Source organism: Saezia sanguinis, from assembly GCF_963921665.1.
GTDB lineage: Bacteria > Pseudomonadota > Gammaproteobacteria > Burkholderiales > Burkholderiaceae_C > Saezia > Saezia sanguinis.
In genome coordinates this window covers 101,830-116,988 of sequence record NZ_CAWUGC010000001.1, presented here as the reverse complement: position 1 = coordinate 116,988, position 15,159 = coordinate 101,830, and the positions used below count along the sequence as shown (strand labels likewise).

The following is a 15,159-nucleotide window of genomic DNA, read 5'->3' as shown; positions in this document are numbered from 1 at the left end:
CCTGCATTACAGGCTAAAAATCAACCAAAGCCATGAACACCTTTTTTCAAAAGGGATACCCTGCTCTCCTTATGAATCGGCCTGGCTCCCTTTCTGCGCATTGCGTTGAAGCATTCTGCCTGGAATCACCAGCAGCACACACCCCACCGCACCCAGCCCGATCAAAAACATACTCAATAAATGCAGCATCGAATCTCCCTGGTTGGCTGCCGCGATATGCTGCGCCACCTGGGAAGCGCCCGCCCGGTCAGCACGGGCACTCATCATGGCAACCATGCCCGGCTCGCCGCATTTGTCCAGCAACGTCTGAAGTGCCTGCATATCCGCTCCATGACCATATTCCTGACGGACAAACGCCTCACAGGCCTCTCGATCCTCGGCAGATACTGCCGACCTGAACTGCAAATACAGCCCAACCAATAAACACACCAGGCCCACCATACCCAAAACCCACTTCTTTTGTGCACTCACAGCGATCATTCTTTCTTCGTTCGTTAACCAAATCAAACATAAGCAACCATTATGCTCCAACAACTACAGGCAGACATTTTCCAGCGCAACGCATTACCCTCAGAGCGACCAAGCAAGACAGGCAACCTTATCAAAAAAGCACATACATCCGCTTCCCCGCGACAGCAGACAACAGGCACAGTCTATAATCACACACTTGGTATCCAAAAGAAAGGCTTTACCAGCTCCCTGCACTGCTGTTACTCCATCAGAAAACAGCGTCAGGCCCCGGTTTCAAAAATAACAAACACAGGTCATACACATTATGTATCCACAAAACTCGCTGATTCACTGGTTCAACCGCGTCAGCCTGGTCACCCAGATCCTTATCGGCATGATTCTGGGCGCCCTTCTGGCTTACTTTGCACCATCGGCGGCCCAATCTGTCAGCCTGCTGGGAGACATATTTGTCAAAGCACTGCGTTCCGTCGCTCCTATCCTTGTCCTGCTTTTGGTCACCTCCTCCATTGCCAACCATGAGCAGGGCCGCAAAAGCAATATGGGGCCGCTTATCGGACTTTATATCATTGGCACCTTCAGTGCTGCGCTCATTGCAGTCATTGCCAGTTTCCTTTTCCCCACTCGGCTGGGCAAACTTGAAGGCACAGAAACCGTCAGCGCACCCGGCGGCATTGGAGAAGTACTGGTCACCCTGCTCAACAACATGTTTGACAACCCGGTCAGTGCACTGGTCAATGCCAACTATATAGGCCTGATCGTCTGGGGCGTCGGGCTAGGCATTGCCTTGCGCCATGCAGCACCCGCCACCAAAGGGCTCATCAGGGACCTTGCCCTGGCAATTACCTTTATCGTCAAAATCGTTATCCGTTTTGCACCCATTGGTATCTTCGGCCTGGTGGCCGCCACCTTGTCCGGTAAAGAAGGGTTTCACGAAATTGGCAACTACGCCCGCTTGTTGACTGTACTGGTTGGATGCATGGCCATTGTGGCACTGGTTGTCAACCCGCTGATCGTCTTTCTCGTGGCCCGCCGCAACCCGTTCCCTCTGGTATTCACCGCACTGCGTGAAAGCGGTATCCCGGCATTTTTTACCCGCAGTTCGGCAGCCAACATCCCGGTCAATATGGAACTGTGCAAAAAACTGGGATTCAATGAAGAAACCTACTCGGTTGCCGTGCCGCTGGGCGCTACCATCAACATGGCCGGTGCGGCTGTAACCATCACTGTACTGACCCTGGCCGCTGCCTTTACCCTGAATGTGCAGGTGGACATGATGACGGCACTGCTGCTCAGTGTTGTTGCCGCCATATGCGCCTGTGGTGCCTCCGGCATTGCGGGTGGTTCACTGCTGCTGATCCCGGTGGCATGCAGCCTGTTTGGCATTTCAAACGAAACCGCTGCCTTGGTCATTGCCATTGGCTTTAGCATCAGCATCATTCAGGATTCTGTCGAAACTGCACTGAACTCATCCACCGACGTGGTATTTATCGGTGCGGTGGATATGGCAGAAAAAGCCAAGGCAGCCAAAGCATAAAAGCTCATCCCGAACCCTCATAAATATAACAGGACAATTTATTCGAATATATCAAAATGCAGCTTCCTTTTTTTAAAGAATTATCAACATCACATTCCATCCTTCTTGCAGGTGCAGGAGGCGGGTTTGATATTGTTAGCGGCATTCCAATTTACTACTATTTACGCACACTTGGAAAAAATGTCGTTTTGGCAAACCTCTCTTTTACAGAGCTCTCTGAAACAGAAAGTGCAGAGCCATGCCCGGGCATGTACCATATCACAGCCGACTCAAAAACGATCCCCTATTTTCCGGAAAAGCACATGCTTCAATGGCTTCAAGCACGTGGTGAATATCCAGATATGTTTGGTTTTTCAACTGAACTGGGTGTTGTCCCGTTAAGCCATGCTTATTCAACACTGATCCAGCAGTATCATATTGATACCATCATACTGATTGATGGAGGTACAGACAGTTTGATGTTTGGTGACGAAACAGGCGTAGCAACCATTGTAGAAGACGCATGTTCCATCATCGCAGCATCCCAAACTGGCATTCAAAAAAGCTACCTTGTTGCTACAGGATTCGGGGTGGAACAATTCCACCACCTGGATCATTATGCCTGCCTTGAAAATATCGCCACCCTTGCAAAAGATGGTACATATAAAGGCGCAATCTCACTCACTACAGAAATGAGTGAAGCAGGCAGTTACCTGGAACTGGTCAGCTATTTAAACCAGCAGATGCCATCCTCTGAAAGTATCGTAGCCAACTCAATTGCCAGTTCAATACAGGGAGAGTTCGGCAACCATCACGCCACGCAAAAAACAAAGGGTAGCGAGCTTTTTATCAACCCTTTTATGAGCATATACTGGTTCTTTACCCTTCAAGGCATTGCATCAAAAATTAAATTTGCATCCAAAATCGCTAATAGCCAAACCATGACGGAAGTAGCTCAGTGCTTTAAGCTGTACCGCGCAATGAACACACGCCGTGCGACAGGAAAAATTCCTTTTTGATTCTATTCGTTTATTTCAGACAGCCATAAAAAAAGCAGCCTTTTTAAGACTGCTTTTAAGATTTCTGGTGCCGGATAGAGGAGTCGAACCCCCGACCTTCTCATTACGAATGAGCTGCTCTACCAACTGAGCTAATCCGGCAGCAAGGTAGCTATTTTAGTGCATGTTGCCAATGCCAGGCAAGCCGCTTACAGATTAGCCTGAAAAGCGGCTTTTCCAAAGGCCATCAGGAATGGTAGGAGGTGGCCCGCTCCACCTCGTTTTGCGCACCCAGTATGACCGGAACCCGCTGGTGCAGCTTTTCAGGCTGAATATCGAGAATACGCTCTTTGCCATTGGTAGCCTTGCCGCCAGCCTGTTCAATCAGCAGGCTCATCGGGTTGGCTTCGTACATCAGGCGCAGCTTGCCGGGTTTTTCAGGCTCGCGCTTGTCCCACGGATACATGAAAATACCGCCGCGCGACAAAATACGGTGCACTTCAGCCACCATAGAAGCGACCCAGCGCATGTTGAAGTTTTTGTCGCGTGTGCCATCGGTGCCATCCAGGCATTCCTGAATATAGCGGCGAACCGGCTCGGCCCAATGGCGCATGTTGCTCATGTTGATGGCAAATTCTTTGGTATCTGCCGGTACGGTCACATTTTTACGGGTGAGTACAAATTCCCCTGTCGTGGTATCCAGCGTAAACATGACCACCCCTTGCTTCACAGTCAGCATCAGCGTGGTTTGCGGGCCATACAGGCAATAGCCTGCGGCCACCTGGTCGCGCCCGGGTTGTAGGAATTCAGCTTCTGTCAGTTGGCCACTGCCGGTGCGTTTGAGCACACTGAAAATGGTGCCAATGCTCACATTGACATCAATGTTGGAAGAACCGTCTAATGGGTCAAACAGCAGCAGGTAGTCGCCCTGGGCAGCCGCTGCATCCACCGGCAGGATTTCGTCCATTTCTTCCGAGGCCATACCTGCCAGCACGCCCATGCATCCGCACCCTGCCACCAGCATTTCATTGGCAATGATGTCAAGTTTCTTTTGTTCTTCACCCTGTACATTTTCACTGCCAGCAGCTCCCAGCACGCCTGCCAGGGCACCCTGGTGTACTGCTGCGGCAATGCGCTGGCAGGTTTGCGCGACGGACAGGATCAGTACCGAAAGTTCAGCCGGCAGTTTTCCGCTGCGTTGCTGCTCCAGCAAATATTGCATCAGCGTCACAGGTGCTTTCATACCTTATTCTCCTTGTTCAGGCAGTGCCAGGGCCCGGGTAATAATTTCTTTCACATCAGGCGACAGATCGGTGTGTGAAGCAACCTGCTGCAACGCCGCCTGCGCTTTTTCATGGTAGGGCTGCGCCAGTTTACGCCAATTGTCCAGCGCACGCGCCAGCCGTGCAGCGACCTGTGCATTCAGTTTGTTCAGTGCAAGTACCTGCTCCACCCAGAAGGCATAACCTGCGCCGTCGGCACGGTGAAAGCCTGCCGGGTTGGCTTGGCAATAGGCACTCATCAGGCTGCGGGCACGGTTGGGGTTGCTCAATGAAAAGTCGGGGTGTTTCAGCAACTCGCGTACACGCGGCAGCACATCGCCGTCATGGTCGCTGGCGGTAGACTGCAGGGTAAACCATTTATCTACCACCAATGCTTCATGGTGGTATTGCGTTAAAAAGCGCTCCATCGCAGGCTGGGCCAGTTTACTGCGGCATGCCAGCAATGCACGCAAGGCACCCAGTCGGTCTGTCATGTTATCTGCATCTTTAAAGCGCTGGTAAGCCTTGCCTTCCCATACCGCCATGCCTTCTTTGGCCGCGGCGCGGCAAATGCATGACAGCGCCAGGTTTGCCAGGGCACGCTGCCCTGCCGCAACATGGTTCAACTGATAGCCACCTGCTGGCTGATTGGCATTCCATACAGCAATCCAGTCGCCGTAAAGCAGTTCAGCCAGTTGCTGCTGCATGGCTTCCCGCACCTGGTGAATACGCTGCGGGTCAACCACGTCAAACTGTTCTGCCAAATAGACTTCTGAAGGCAGCGTCAACACCAGTTCTTTGAAACCGGCATCGAGTTTTTCGTCGCGCAGCACGGCACGCATGGCATCGACAAAAGGTGCATCCAGTTGTACCTCGGCATTGTCTTTGACAAACCGGATCGCGCGATCCAGCGCCAGCCGCTGCCCTGCTTCCCAGCGGTTAAACGGGTCGGTGTCGTTTGCCAGCAAGGTCAGCCAGTGCGCATCGGACATGTGCATTTCCAGAATCACCGGTGCTGAAAAGCCTCGCAGCAGTGAAGGCACGGGCTCTGTATCCAAGTTGACAAAAGTCCAGCTCTGCTCTGCTTCGGTCAGGGTCAGAATGCGGGTACCGTCCTGGCCAATTTCTTCATTGGCAAACTGCACTGGCATTTCACCGCCATCGCTGGCGGCAATCAGCCCGACGGCCACCGGAATGACAAACGGTTCTTTTGTCGGCTGCCCCGGCGTAGGCGGGCAACTTTGTGAAAGTGTCAGCCTGTAAGTGTTGTTGCCTGCATCATACCAGCCGCTGGCTTTGATACGGGGCGTGCCGGCCTGGCTGTACCAGCGTTTAAACTGGGGCAGATGTTTTGCCAGCTCGGAATGCGGATTGGCGTCAGCAACGGCCTGGGCAAAATCATCGCAGGTCACGGCCTTGCCGTCAAAGCGTTCAAAATACAGGCTGATGCCTTTGGCAAAGCCTTCGCGGCCCACCAGCGTTTGCATCATGCGGATGACTTCAGCCCCTTTTTCATACACTGTGGCTGTATAGAAGTTATCCACCTGCGCGTAGGCGTCAGGTCGTATCGGGTGCGCCATGGGGCCGGCATCTTCAGGGAATTGCACGGTCCGTAAAGCGCGCACGTCTTCAATGCGTTTAATGGCTTTGGCACTGGCTGTGCCGGCCATGTCCATGCTGAACTCCTGATCGCGGAAAACAGTCAGGCCTTCCTTGAGCGTCAGTTGAAACCAGTCACGGCAGGTGACACGGTTACCCGTCCAGTTATGGAAATATTCGTGCCCGACAACGCTTTCGATATTGAAAAAATCAGTATCGGTTGCCGTGGAGGGGTTTGCCAGCACATATTTGGTGTTGAAAATATTCAGGCCCTTGTTTTCCATCGCGCCCATGTTGTAGTCGCTCACGGCCACAATCATGTAGCGGTTCAGGTCCAGCAGCAGGCCAAAACGGGCTTCATCCCACGCAATGGCATGCATCAGCGAATTCATGGTGTGTTCGGTTTTATCCAGGTCTCCTGAGCGCACAAACACCTGCAACAGATGCGACTTGCCCACCCCTGACCGGATGCGCTGTTCACGGCAAACCAGGTTGCCTGCCACCAGCGCAAACAGGTAGCTGGGTTTGGGAAACGGGTCATTCCAGACTGCATAGTGCCGGCCATCGGGCAAATCGCCCTGATCGAGCAGGTTGCCATTGGAAAGCAATACCGGATACTGTTTTTTATCGGCCCGCAGCATCACCGTATATTCAGCCATGACGTCTGGCCGGTCTAAAAAGTAGGTAATGCGCCTGAAACTTTCCGCCTCACACTGGGTGAAAAACGTGCCCTGCGACACATAAAGCCCCTGGCATGTGGTGTTTTTTTCAGGCTTGCAGATGGTAAAGATTTCCAGATCGAACTCTTCTGCCGGCACCTGCTCAATCACCAGTTGGTTACCACGCTCAGACTCCTCAATGCGAAAAGTTGCGCCCTGCCCGTTGATCAGTACACGCACCAAATCCAACTCCTCACCGTCCAGCCGCAACGGCTCAGGGCGTGTGATATGGGTATTGGGTCGCACCCGCATGCGGTTGAGCACACGCGTTTTGGCCGGGTCCAGGTCAAAAGTCAGATTTACATCGCTGATCCAGTACGCGGGAGCAGCATAATTTTCGCGCCGAATAGATTTTAAAGCAGCGTCTTGCATAATGTTCTCTTTGGTCACCAGTTATATATCAATAAGTCGCGTATATGCACAAGGGCACAACCTCCCCTTGTGTTCTCGCACATCTGCACAATATCACACGCCTTGTTTCAGGCTCGCCTCAATAAACATATCCAAGTCGCCGTCCAGCACTTTCTGGGTGTTGGAGACTTCTACATTGGTACGCAGATCTTTTATCCGGCTGGAGTCCAGAACATAGCTGCGGATCTGATGCCCCCAGCCCACGTCCGTTTTGCTGTCTTCCAGCTTTTGTTGTTCTTCCATGCGCTTACGCATTTCATAGTCATACAGGCGCGAGCGCAACCGCTGCCAGGCCACATCGCGGTTACTGTGCTGGCTGCGGCTATCCTGGCACTGCACCACAATGCTGGTCGGTATATGCGTTAAACGCACGGCCGAATCCGTTTTGTTGATGTGCTGCCCACCTGCGCCACTGGCACGATATGTATCCACCCGCACATCTGCCGGGTTGATATTCACCTCAATCGAGTCATCAATTTCCGGATACACAAACACACTGGCAAAACTGGTATGGCGACCACCTGAAGAGTCAAACGGCGACTTGCGCACCAGCCGGTGCACACCGGTTTCGGTACGCAGCAGGCCATAGGCATATTCACCTTCAATATGAATCGTTGCCCCCTTGATACCTGCCGTATCGCCCGGGGTTTCATCTTCCAGCGTGGTTTTAAAACCTTTGCGCTCACAGTATTTCAGGTACTGGCGCAACAGCATAGAGGCCCAGTCACACGCCTCGGTTCCACCGGCACCAGCCTGAATGTCCAGAAAACAATTGAGCGGGTCTGCCGGGTTATTGAACATACGGCGGAATTCAAGCTGTTCCACCTGCGCTTGAATCTTGTCGGCTTCCTGACCGATGGTTTGCAGCGCATCCTCGTCGTCTTCCGAGAGCTCAAACAGCTCGCTGTTGTCAGCCAGCTCCTGGGTGATGTCATCCAACACCAGCACCACATTCTCCAACGTACGCTTTTCTTTGCCTAATTCCTGGGCACGCTTGGGCTCATTCCAGACATCTGGCTGCTCCAGTGCCGCATTGACTTCATTTAAACGATGCTGTTTGGCATCAAAGTCAAAGATACCTCCGTAAATCCTGCGAACGCTGCGTCAGATCATGCAGCTGATCGCGAATGGCATTGATTTGTTCTGCTTCCATCATTGATCGCCTCTAATTCCTAAAATTCTGTAAGTCGCAAGTATATAGGCCCAGCTTGTCACAAGACAAATTAGCCTTTAGCCCGGTAATTTTCTCATGTATAGCAACTTCGCAGAGCAAGCACAGAAAACATCCTTGCAGACAACGAGAAAATAACCTGTCGGCATCAGCTAATTTCACGGCGTTTGAGCGCACATCAGGCATGCCCCACCAGTCGGGATAAGCCCACCGGCACACTCACAACCCATACCATCACAAAACGAAGAGTGCCATAATATATAGTTTTATAACAAATCACCGTGATTTAACGCTTTTTGCCCATTCTAACCATGTCAACCGAACAAACCACTTCCGTCCACATCCGGCCGGCAACCCCGGACGATGTCAACACCATACAAGAACTCATCCTTGCGCTGGCAGAATACGAAAAACTGACCCATATGGTCGAAAGCACACCGGAAATGCTGCATGCCCAGCTTTTCGGCCCGCGCCCTGCAGCAGAAGCCGTCATTGCAGAAATTCAGGACCAGCAGCAACAGGTTCACCGGGTGGGGTTTGCGCTGTTCTTCCCGAACTTTTCCACCTTCCTGGCGCAGCCCGGCCTGTACCTGGAAGACTTGTTTGTACTGCCGCAATGGCGTGGTTATGGCATTGGCAAAGCATTGTTGCAACACCTGGCAGGCATTGCTGTAGAGCGGGACTACGGGCGCTTTGAATGGAGCGTACTGGACTGGAACCAGCCGGCCATTGATTTTTACCATGCCGCAGGCGCGCAAATGATGCAGGAGTGGCGCATTTGCCGCGTCACCGGACCGGCACTGCAAACACTGGCCAAAGGTTTCCCGGCAGCAAAATAAGCCCCTTGCAGCAACACATGGCTAAATCAGCACACAGCTCAGAAACACCGGCCACCCAATGGCTGCGCCAGCACGGTGTGGCATTCACCACGGCCACCTATGACTACATAGACCATGGCGGCTCTGGCGAGGCAGCCAGACAACTCGGCGCAGATGAACACCAGGTCATCAAAACCCTGGTCATGCAGGATGAAAAAGAGCATCCGCTCATCATCCTGATGCATGGCAACATGCAGGTCAGCACCAAAAACCTGGCACGTCAGATACAGGCCAAAAGCGTCACACCCTGCAAGCCCGACATTGCCCAACGCCACAGCGGCTACATGGTAGGCGGCACATCGCCTTTTGGCACCCGTAAAAACATGCCGGTTTACGTTGAGCAGAGTATTTTGGATTTGCCCGAAATATTCATCAACGGTGGCAAACGCGGTTTCCTGCTGAAAATATCACCGCAGGCATTGACCAGCCCCTTGGGGGCACAGCCCGTGCAATGCGCTTTAGAAAATGGTTAACCCCTGAGCCACCGGTTTTACAAAACAGGTTTGAACTCACCCTATAATGAACATCCCTCACAAACTGACCCCTTTGAAACCGACCTTTTTACGCCACTCAACCACCCATTTATATCCATCATGTCTATCCTAACCGCTGCCATTGCCATCATTGCAGCCTATTTGTTAGGCTCTATCTCGTTTGCCGTTGTCGTCACCCGCGCGCTGGGCATACAAGACCCGCGCACCTATGGCAGCGGCAACCCCGGGGCTACCAATGTACTTCGCTCCGGCAGCAAAAAGGCGGCCATCCTGACATTGCTGTTTGACGCGCTTAAAGGCTATATTCCTGCCGTTCTGGCACTCTGGCTGGCACCCCGGCTCGGCTGGTCGTCATACGTGGTTGCAGGTGTTGCTCTGGGTGCATTTTTAGGGCATCTGTACCCTGTATACTTCCAGTTCAAGGGTGGCAAAGGTGTTGCCACAGCCGCTGGCATCATACTGGGGCTTTCACCTTTGACAGGTCTGGCGATACTTGCCACCTGGCTGCTGATCGCGGTTGTATTCCGCTACTCCTCCCTGGCAGCCCTGGTTGCAGCCATTTGCGCACCCATTTACTACTATTTCATTCAGGGCCACCCCGCCAGCATGCCAATACTGGCGGCCATCATCATCATTGTCGTGCTGATGATCTACCGTCATAAACAAAACATTCAAAACCTATTAGCCCACAAAGAATCCAAAATCGGAAAAAAGAAGGAGTAAACCCATGTCGCTTATCCAGCGCTATCACGTCGGCAAACGCTTATCAGAAATGGCTGTGCATAACGGTGTGGCTTACCTGGCCGGACAGGTTCCCGAAGACCTGACACAAGACATTGCCGGGCAGACCCGCGAAGTGCTGGGCATGATTGACCGCCTGCTCGCACAGGTAGGCAGCGACAAATCACGCCTGCTTTCCGTGCAGATCTATCTGGCCGACATCAAAGACATCACCGCCATGAATGTGGTGTGGGATGAGTGGATTGGCCAAGGCTCCGCTATTGGCAATGCCCCGCCACGCGCCACTGTGCAGGCTGCGCTTGCTAACCCCGCATACAAAATTGAAATCGTGGTTAAGGCAGCTTGCTGATGTCTATGCCCTTGCTTCAACCCCCTCCTTTTCTGTAGAAAAACAAGGACATGTACGCAGGTTTCGCTATCTACAACACAGATACACTCACTCCCATACAGGCTTATGCACTGGGTGATTCATTCTTCGCCAGCATCCGTACCAATATTACAGGCTCCGGGTATTACCAATACCTGTTGAAAAAAGGAGATCACCCGGGAGATCACACCATTGTGGAAACCTCGTTTGCCGATCTGAAAAAGAAAATTCTCGCCAATCAAGCCAGTGCTTTCAGGTTGTATTGCCAGAACAAAACCGCCAAGCCGTGGCTGGCTTCTTTTGGGTATTCCACAAATACATTCGGCAGTGGTTTTTTTCATGTCGATGCACAATATCCCGACACAGGCACGCACTTTGAAGAACTGATTGCCCTGATCAAAGAATTAGATCGCCTAGCCTGTTTTTCCTATGGGATAGCTTACTCTGCCTCGGAAGTCACCGATGCTTTTTACTATGCAACCGGCAACAATTTCGTCAACATATTTCCATATGAAAACAGCTCCGCCTGGAAACGTGAACTCCCAGGCCTTTACAATGGGCAAGCACGTTACCAAAACAGCATGTTAAGAATGGTTTACCCCATTAACATCATCAATGATCATCATCTTGACATCGATGTTGCCGGTAGCACACTCAGAGAATGGATAGAAAGCAATGCTATCCATGGTTCACTGGAAAAACTGAACCGCATGTGGCTGTGGAAGGTAGATATGAACAACCTCGATCACGTCAATCAATGCTGCGGAGAAGCTGGCGTCTTGATCTCATGGCGCAAGCCTGTAGCAAAAACAGCAATCAGAAAACTGCCTTAACCTCTACGTCATTTGATCATTTCCCCGATATAACAGACTGCCCTTGCGTTCTGGTCTGCCACGAACCTCAATCGCGAAAATTGTTGAACGACAGCGGTGCATCTGTCATCTCTTTGCGAATCAGCGCCATAGCGGCCTGCAGGTCGTCTTTTTTGTTACCCTGCACCCGCACAGCATCGCCCTGAATGCTGCCCTGCACTTTCATCTTGCTGTCTTTGAGCAGTTTGACGATTTTTTTGGCCAGCTCGGTTTCGATACCTGCTTTCACCACCACTTTTTGTTTGAGCTTGTCGCCGCCGATTTTTTCCGGCTTGGCGCCCAGGTCCAGAAAACGTACATCCACGTTGCGTTTGGTCATTTTGCCCAGCAGCACATCGCGTACTTGGTTCAGCTGAAAATCGCTGTCGGCATACAGCGTCAGCTCTTTATCTTTAAGCTCCACGCGGGCATCGGTGCCCTTAAAGTCAAAGCGTGTGCCGATTTCTTTATTGGCCTGATCCACTGCGTTGCGCACTTCAACCATATTCGGGTCTAGTACAGTATCAAAAGATGGCATACGTCAAATCCTTTCCGCAATTCCCTGTGTCCTTGTAAATGAAGTATATGCTCCCATTGTTGGGGTTTTCGCTGCATGGGAGAATACAGGACTATGTTAATTGAATCCCCGGCCAACCTCAAGCCTTACAACTCTTTTGGTGTCGCAGTACAGACACCCACGCTGGTGCGCGTCCACAGTGCAACAGATATCCGGCAGTTGCTGGCAGACCCGGACCTGGGCCCAAAAGACAAGCTGGTACTGGGCGGGGGCAGCAACATGCTGTTTACCCGGAATCTGGACAGCATGGTGCTGAAGGCCGAAATTAAAGGCAAACGCCTGCTGGAAGAGCGCGAGGATGCCTGGATTGTGGAAGTGGGTGCAGGCGAGTTGTGGCACGATGTCGTTTCCTGGACACTGGCCAACGGCTGGCCCGGGCTGGAAAACCTGGCGCTGATCCCGGGCACGGCAGGTGCTGCACCGGTACAAAACATTGGCGCTTACGGCATAGAGCTGGCCGACCGTTTTGAATCGCTGGATGCGGTTGACCTGACTACCGGCCATACCATCACGCTTAACAAAGCCAAATGCCAGTTTGCCTACCGCCACAGCGTGTTTAAAAGCTGGCTGGCCGGCAAAACCATGGTAACGCATGTCCGCCTGCGGCTGCCGCGCCCCTGGCAGCCTGTTGCCGACTACCGCGACCTGGCACTGGCGCTGGAACGCCGGCCGATACAGCGCGACCCCAGCGCGCAGGAGATTTATGAGCTGGTGTGCGACATACGCCGCAGCAAACTGCCAGACCCGGCAGTGATTGGCAACGCCGGCAGTTTTTTTAAAAACCCGATTGTCACTGAAGAGCAGTGCCGCGATATCATCGGGCGTGACCCGGCTGTGGTATTTTACGAATTACCGGACGGACGCTTTAAACTGGCAGCCGGCTGGCTGATTGACGCCTGTGGTTGGAAAGGCAAATTCATCGGGCAGGCCGGCGTGTATGACAAGCAGGCCCTGGTGCTGATTAACCTGGGAGGGGCATCTGGTGCGGAAATCCTGACCCTTTCCCAGGCGATACAGGAAAGCGTTTACGGGCGCTTTGGCATTCGGCTGGAACCCGAGCCGGTAATCCTCTGACCTTATTCAGACATGTAGCAGCTATCGCCCACTTCGCGCTGTAGCTGGGTGATTGTTTTATCAGGATTGCTGTAAATCAGATAAATATAGCTCTGTGCAATTTCGGTATTGGCCCGCATCGTGACCGGATCATCATCCTTAAAAGGTACAGTCAGCCTGCTGACAAAGTCCTGATACGGCTTTCCTTCATCCCGCCCGGAAACCACTTTCGGCGCATAATTCACATACAGATCACACATTTGATTGATCTGCCGTATATGGGCCTGATTCAAACCGCGGCTCAGACAATATTGCTGCAGCCCCATTGCCAACATTGAAGGATCCATGTCTTCTGAAGTGTTGCTGTAAGCTGGAATGAGGTTGCCGTGTAACAGCTTGACCCGCATCACCGCATCGGGCGGCGTAATTAACGCATATATTTCTTCCGGGGTTTTCCCCTGCTGCGTATATTCACTGACTGAGTACAGCAAAGTAGAAAGATGCTCACAGCTCAACTGCCTGTAACCATCAGCAGGCGGAATATCCGCCGGTGCATTTTGCGCAACAACAGGGCTTCCAGAAAAAATCAGCAGGCCAGCCAACACCCATAAGCATTTGTTTTTTAAAGCCATGTGATGAAATACCTTTCAAGCAAACCGGGTTGCTCTCTATCATACGTGCTTTTTTATGCCATCGGAAATACTTTTGGCACGGCATTACTCCTGCTGCCAGCACCTGTTTACCCTTTAGGCTCTGCCATCGCATCACGCCCAAGTACCATTCTGCACAATAAAAACCACACATTTCGCAGCTTTTGAGAAATACTGCACGTTCACAGCAACTCTCCCCATTGCGATAGGCGTAAAATAAGCTAACCTGTTTCGAGAATGCCATGCAGTCAGCTTTTTCATCCTTTGCATCACGCCCGCGCTGGCAGCAATGGGGTATTTTGTTGACGCTGTCTGCGGCGTTTATCGGAATTCTAGAGCTTGTGCGCATTCCTGCTGCGTGGCTGCTTGGCCCCATGTTTGCAGGCATCATTATCGGCGCATCTCAGGGCCGTATCCAGGTTCCATCGCTGGCATTCAAAGGCAGCAAAGCCATTATCGGCTGTATGATCGCCGCTTCGCTTTCACCGCAGGTGATTGCGCATTTCATGCATGACTGGTGGCTGTTTGTCGGCATTATCCTCTTGACCATCGTTGCCAGCAGCATCATGGGCTATATCATGGCCAAAATGCATGTCATGCCAGGCACCACCGCTGTCTGGGGCACAACACCCGGGGCAGCGGCCACCATGGTGATCATGGCGGAGACCTTTGGCGCCGATGCCCGGCTGGTGGCTTTCATGCAATACATGCGCGTTCTGCTGGTCACCGTTGCGGCATCAGTCATCGCATTGTTTGCAGTACCATCTGCGGCCGATGAAGCTATCCGCACCACGGTGGGCTTCGCATGGTTCCCGCCTATTGATCTGGTGGCATTTGGCTCAACCCTGCTGGTTGCCGGTATTGGCAGCGCCGTTGCCGGCAGGTTCCATATGCCAGCCGGCTACATGCTCATACCTTTGCTGCTGGGCGGTTTATTGCAGGGGATGGGGCTCATTGAAATGCAGTTGCCGCGCTGGCTGCTCGCACCCAGCTTTGCACTGCTGGGGTGGCGGATCGGCCTGACGTTTGACCCCTACAGCCTGCGCCATGCCTACAAAGCGCTGCCAGCGGTGTTGACTTCTGTAGTCCTGCTGATGGCGTTCTGCGGTGTTCTGGCATGGGTACTGGTGCAGGTGCTTGGAGTCGACCCGTTAACCGCATATCTGGCCACCAGCCCGGGCGGGCTGGATACTGTGGCTGTGATTGCTGCCTCCCGTCCTTATGTCGACATATCGTTTGTTGTCACACTGCAAACCGCGCGTTTGTTTTTACTCAGCGTCATTTGCCCATCGCTGGCCCGCTACCTGGCCAAGCGCAGCCACGAGCAGGATACCATGGCTGATTCCTCCTCTGCCTGAACCTGCTGTGTGCCCCATATAAAAAAGCCAGCTCGCACGTTAACGT

At 52.6% G+C, this 15,159-nt stretch carries 15 protein-coding genes and 1 tRNA gene; 9 read left to right on the top strand and 7 right to left on the bottom strand.

What is annotated here, in order from left to right; genetic code table 11:
• Positions 1-69: 69 nt before the first annotated feature.
• Entirely contained in the window at positions 70-471 is a 402-nt protein-coding gene (locus AACY98_RS00555; protein WP_339800253.1) for a hypothetical protein, read from the bottom strand.
• A gap of 304 nt (positions 472-775) precedes the next feature.
• On the opposite strand from AACY98_RS00555, the gene sstT reads away from it, so the two are divergent.
• Positions 776-2,005 (top strand): serine/threonine transporter SstT, encoded by a 1,230-nt coding sequence (gene sstT / locus AACY98_RS00550; protein ID WP_339800250.1) that lies wholly within the window; start codon positions 776-778, stop codon positions 2,003-2,005.
• A 56-nt stretch (positions 2,006-2,061) separates the two neighbouring features.
• A complete protein-coding gene (locus AACY98_RS00545) occupies positions 2,062-3,003 on the top strand; it encodes a DUF1152 domain-containing protein (protein ID WP_339800248.1) in 942 nt (313 codons plus the stop codon).
• A 65-nt stretch (positions 3,004-3,068) separates the two neighbouring features.
• Here the strand turns inward: AACY98_RS00545 and AACY98_RS00540 are convergent.
• From AACY98_RS00540 to prfB, 4 genes are all read right to left on the bottom strand, one after another.
• Positions 3,069-3,144 (bottom strand) — tRNA-Thr (locus AACY98_RS00540).
• Between the two features lie 85 nt (positions 3,145-3,229).
• Positions 3,230-4,225, bottom strand: coding sequence for a class 1 fructose-bisphosphatase (locus AACY98_RS00535; RefSeq protein ID WP_339800245.1), 996 nt, complete (start codon positions 4,223-4,225; stop codon positions 3,230-3,232).
• A 3-nt stretch (positions 4,226-4,228) separates the two neighbouring features.
• Positions 4,229-6,934 (bottom strand): aminopeptidase N, encoded by a 2,706-nt coding sequence (gene pepN, locus AACY98_RS00530; RefSeq protein ID WP_339800242.1) that lies wholly within the window; start codon positions 6,932-6,934, stop codon positions 4,229-4,231.
• A gap of 93 nt (positions 6,935-7,027) precedes the next feature.
• Positions 7,028-8,126, bottom strand: a protein-coding gene (gene prfB, locus AACY98_RS00525) for a peptide chain release factor 2 (RefSeq protein ID WP_339800943.1) whose coding sequence is annotated in 2 segments (ribosomal slippage) — positions 7,028-8,044 and positions 8,046-8,126 — 1,098 coding nt in all. Because the reading frame shifts where the segments join, the coding sequence is not laid out codon by codon here.
• A gap of 329 nt (positions 8,127-8,455) precedes the next feature.
• Here prfB and AACY98_RS00520 point away from each other — a divergent pair.
• The 5 genes from AACY98_RS00520 to AACY98_RS00500 all read left to right on the top strand — a co-directional run bounded on the left by AACY98_RS00520 (position 8,456) and on the right by AACY98_RS00500 (position 11,457).
• Positions 8,456-8,983 carry a GNAT family N-acetyltransferase gene (locus AACY98_RS00520; protein WP_339800239.1) on the top strand — a complete coding sequence of 176 codons (528 nt, stop codon included), beginning with the start codon at positions 8,456-8,458 and terminating at the stop codon, positions 8,981-8,983.
• Positions 8,984-9,000: 17 nt separating this feature from the next.
• The gene (ybaK, locus tag AACY98_RS00515) at positions 9,001-9,495 is read left to right on the top strand and encodes a Cys-tRNA(Pro) deacylase (RefSeq protein ID WP_339800236.1); all 495 of its coding nucleotides are present in this window, start codon (positions 9,001-9,003) and stop codon (positions 9,493-9,495) included.
• Between the two features lie 117 nt (positions 9,496-9,612).
• A complete protein-coding gene (gene plsY / locus AACY98_RS00510; RefSeq protein ID WP_423817506.1) occupies positions 9,613-10,239 on the top strand; it encodes a glycerol-3-phosphate 1-O-acyltransferase PlsY in 627 nt (208 codons plus the stop codon).
• A gap of 4 nt (positions 10,240-10,243) precedes the next feature.
• Positions 10,244-10,606, top strand: coding sequence for a RidA family protein (locus AACY98_RS00505; protein ID WP_339800231.1), 363 nt, complete (start codon positions 10,244-10,246; stop codon positions 10,604-10,606).
• 212 nt (positions 10,607-10,818) lie between these two features.
• Entirely contained in the window at positions 10,819-11,457 is a 639-nt protein-coding gene (locus AACY98_RS00500; RefSeq protein ID WP_339800228.1) for a hypothetical protein, read from the top strand.
• Between the two features lie 67 nt (positions 11,458-11,524).
• On the opposite strand, the gene AACY98_RS00495 is transcribed toward AACY98_RS00500, so the two are convergent.
• The gene (locus AACY98_RS00495) at positions 11,525-12,013 is read right to left on the bottom strand and encodes a YajQ family cyclic di-GMP-binding protein (protein WP_339800226.1); all 489 of its coding nucleotides are present in this window, start codon (positions 12,011-12,013) and stop codon (positions 11,525-11,527) included.
• Between the two features lie 93 nt (positions 12,014-12,106).
• Here AACY98_RS00495 and murB point away from each other — a divergent pair, with 93 nt between their 5' ends.
• The gene (gene murB / locus AACY98_RS00490; RefSeq protein WP_339800223.1) at positions 12,107-13,126 is read left to right on the top strand and encodes a UDP-N-acetylmuramate dehydrogenase; all 1,020 of its coding nucleotides are present in this window, start codon (positions 12,107-12,109) and stop codon (positions 13,124-13,126) included.
• A 2-nt stretch (positions 13,127-13,128) separates the two neighbouring features.
• Here the strand turns inward: murB and AACY98_RS00485 are convergent, their stop codons facing one another.
• Positions 13,129-13,737, bottom strand: coding sequence for a hypothetical protein (locus tag AACY98_RS00485; protein ID WP_339800220.1), 609 nt, complete (start codon positions 13,735-13,737; stop codon positions 13,129-13,131).
• A 260-nt stretch (positions 13,738-13,997) separates the two neighbouring features.
• On the opposite strand from AACY98_RS00485, the gene AACY98_RS00480 reads away from it, so the two are divergent.
• Complete coding sequence (locus tag AACY98_RS00480; RefSeq protein WP_339800216.1) at positions 13,998-15,113, top strand: AbrB family transcriptional regulator; 1,116 nt, start codon at positions 13,998-14,000, stop codon at positions 15,111-15,113.
• Positions 15,114-15,159: the final 46 nt, after the last annotated feature.

Excerpts from the sequence above, each read along its gene's own strand:
- sstT (WP_339800250.1), top strand. The coding sequence starts at position 776 with ATGTATCCACAAAACTCGCTGATTCACTGGTTCAACCGCGTCAGCCTG.
- AACY98_RS00545 (WP_339800248.1), top strand. The coding sequence starts at position 2,062 with ATGCAGCTTCCTTTTTTTAAAGAATTATCAACATCACATTCCATCCTT.
- AACY98_RS00535 (WP_339800245.1), bottom strand. The coding sequence starts at position 4,225 with ATGAAAGCACCTGTGACGCTGATGCAATATTTGCTGGAGCAGCAACGC.
- pepN (WP_339800242.1), bottom strand. The coding sequence starts at position 6,934 with ATGCAAGACGCTGCTTTAAAATCTATTCGGCGCGAAAATTATGCTGCT.
- AACY98_RS00520 (WP_339800239.1), top strand. The coding sequence starts at position 8,456 with ATGTCAACCGAACAAACCACTTCCGTCCACATCCGGCCGGCAACCCCG.
- ybaK (WP_339800236.1), top strand. The coding sequence starts at position 9,001 with ATGGCTAAATCAGCACACAGCTCAGAAACACCGGCCACCCAATGGCTG.
- AACY98_RS00505 (WP_339800231.1), top strand. The coding sequence starts at position 10,244 with ATGTCGCTTATCCAGCGCTATCACGTCGGCAAACGCTTATCAGAAATG.
- AACY98_RS00495 (WP_339800226.1), bottom strand. The coding sequence starts at position 12,013 with ATGCCATCTTTTGATACTGTACTAGACCCGAATATGGTTGAAGTGCGC.
- murB (WP_339800223.1), top strand. The coding sequence starts at position 12,107 with ATGTTAATTGAATCCCCGGCCAACCTCAAGCCTTACAACTCTTTTGGT.
- AACY98_RS00485 (WP_339800220.1), bottom strand. The coding sequence starts at position 13,737 with ATGGCTTTAAAAAACAAATGCTTATGGGTGTTGGCTGGCCTGCTGATT.
- AACY98_RS00480 (WP_339800216.1), top strand. The coding sequence starts at position 13,998 with ATGCAGTCAGCTTTTTCATCCTTTGCATCACGCCCGCGCTGGCAGCAA.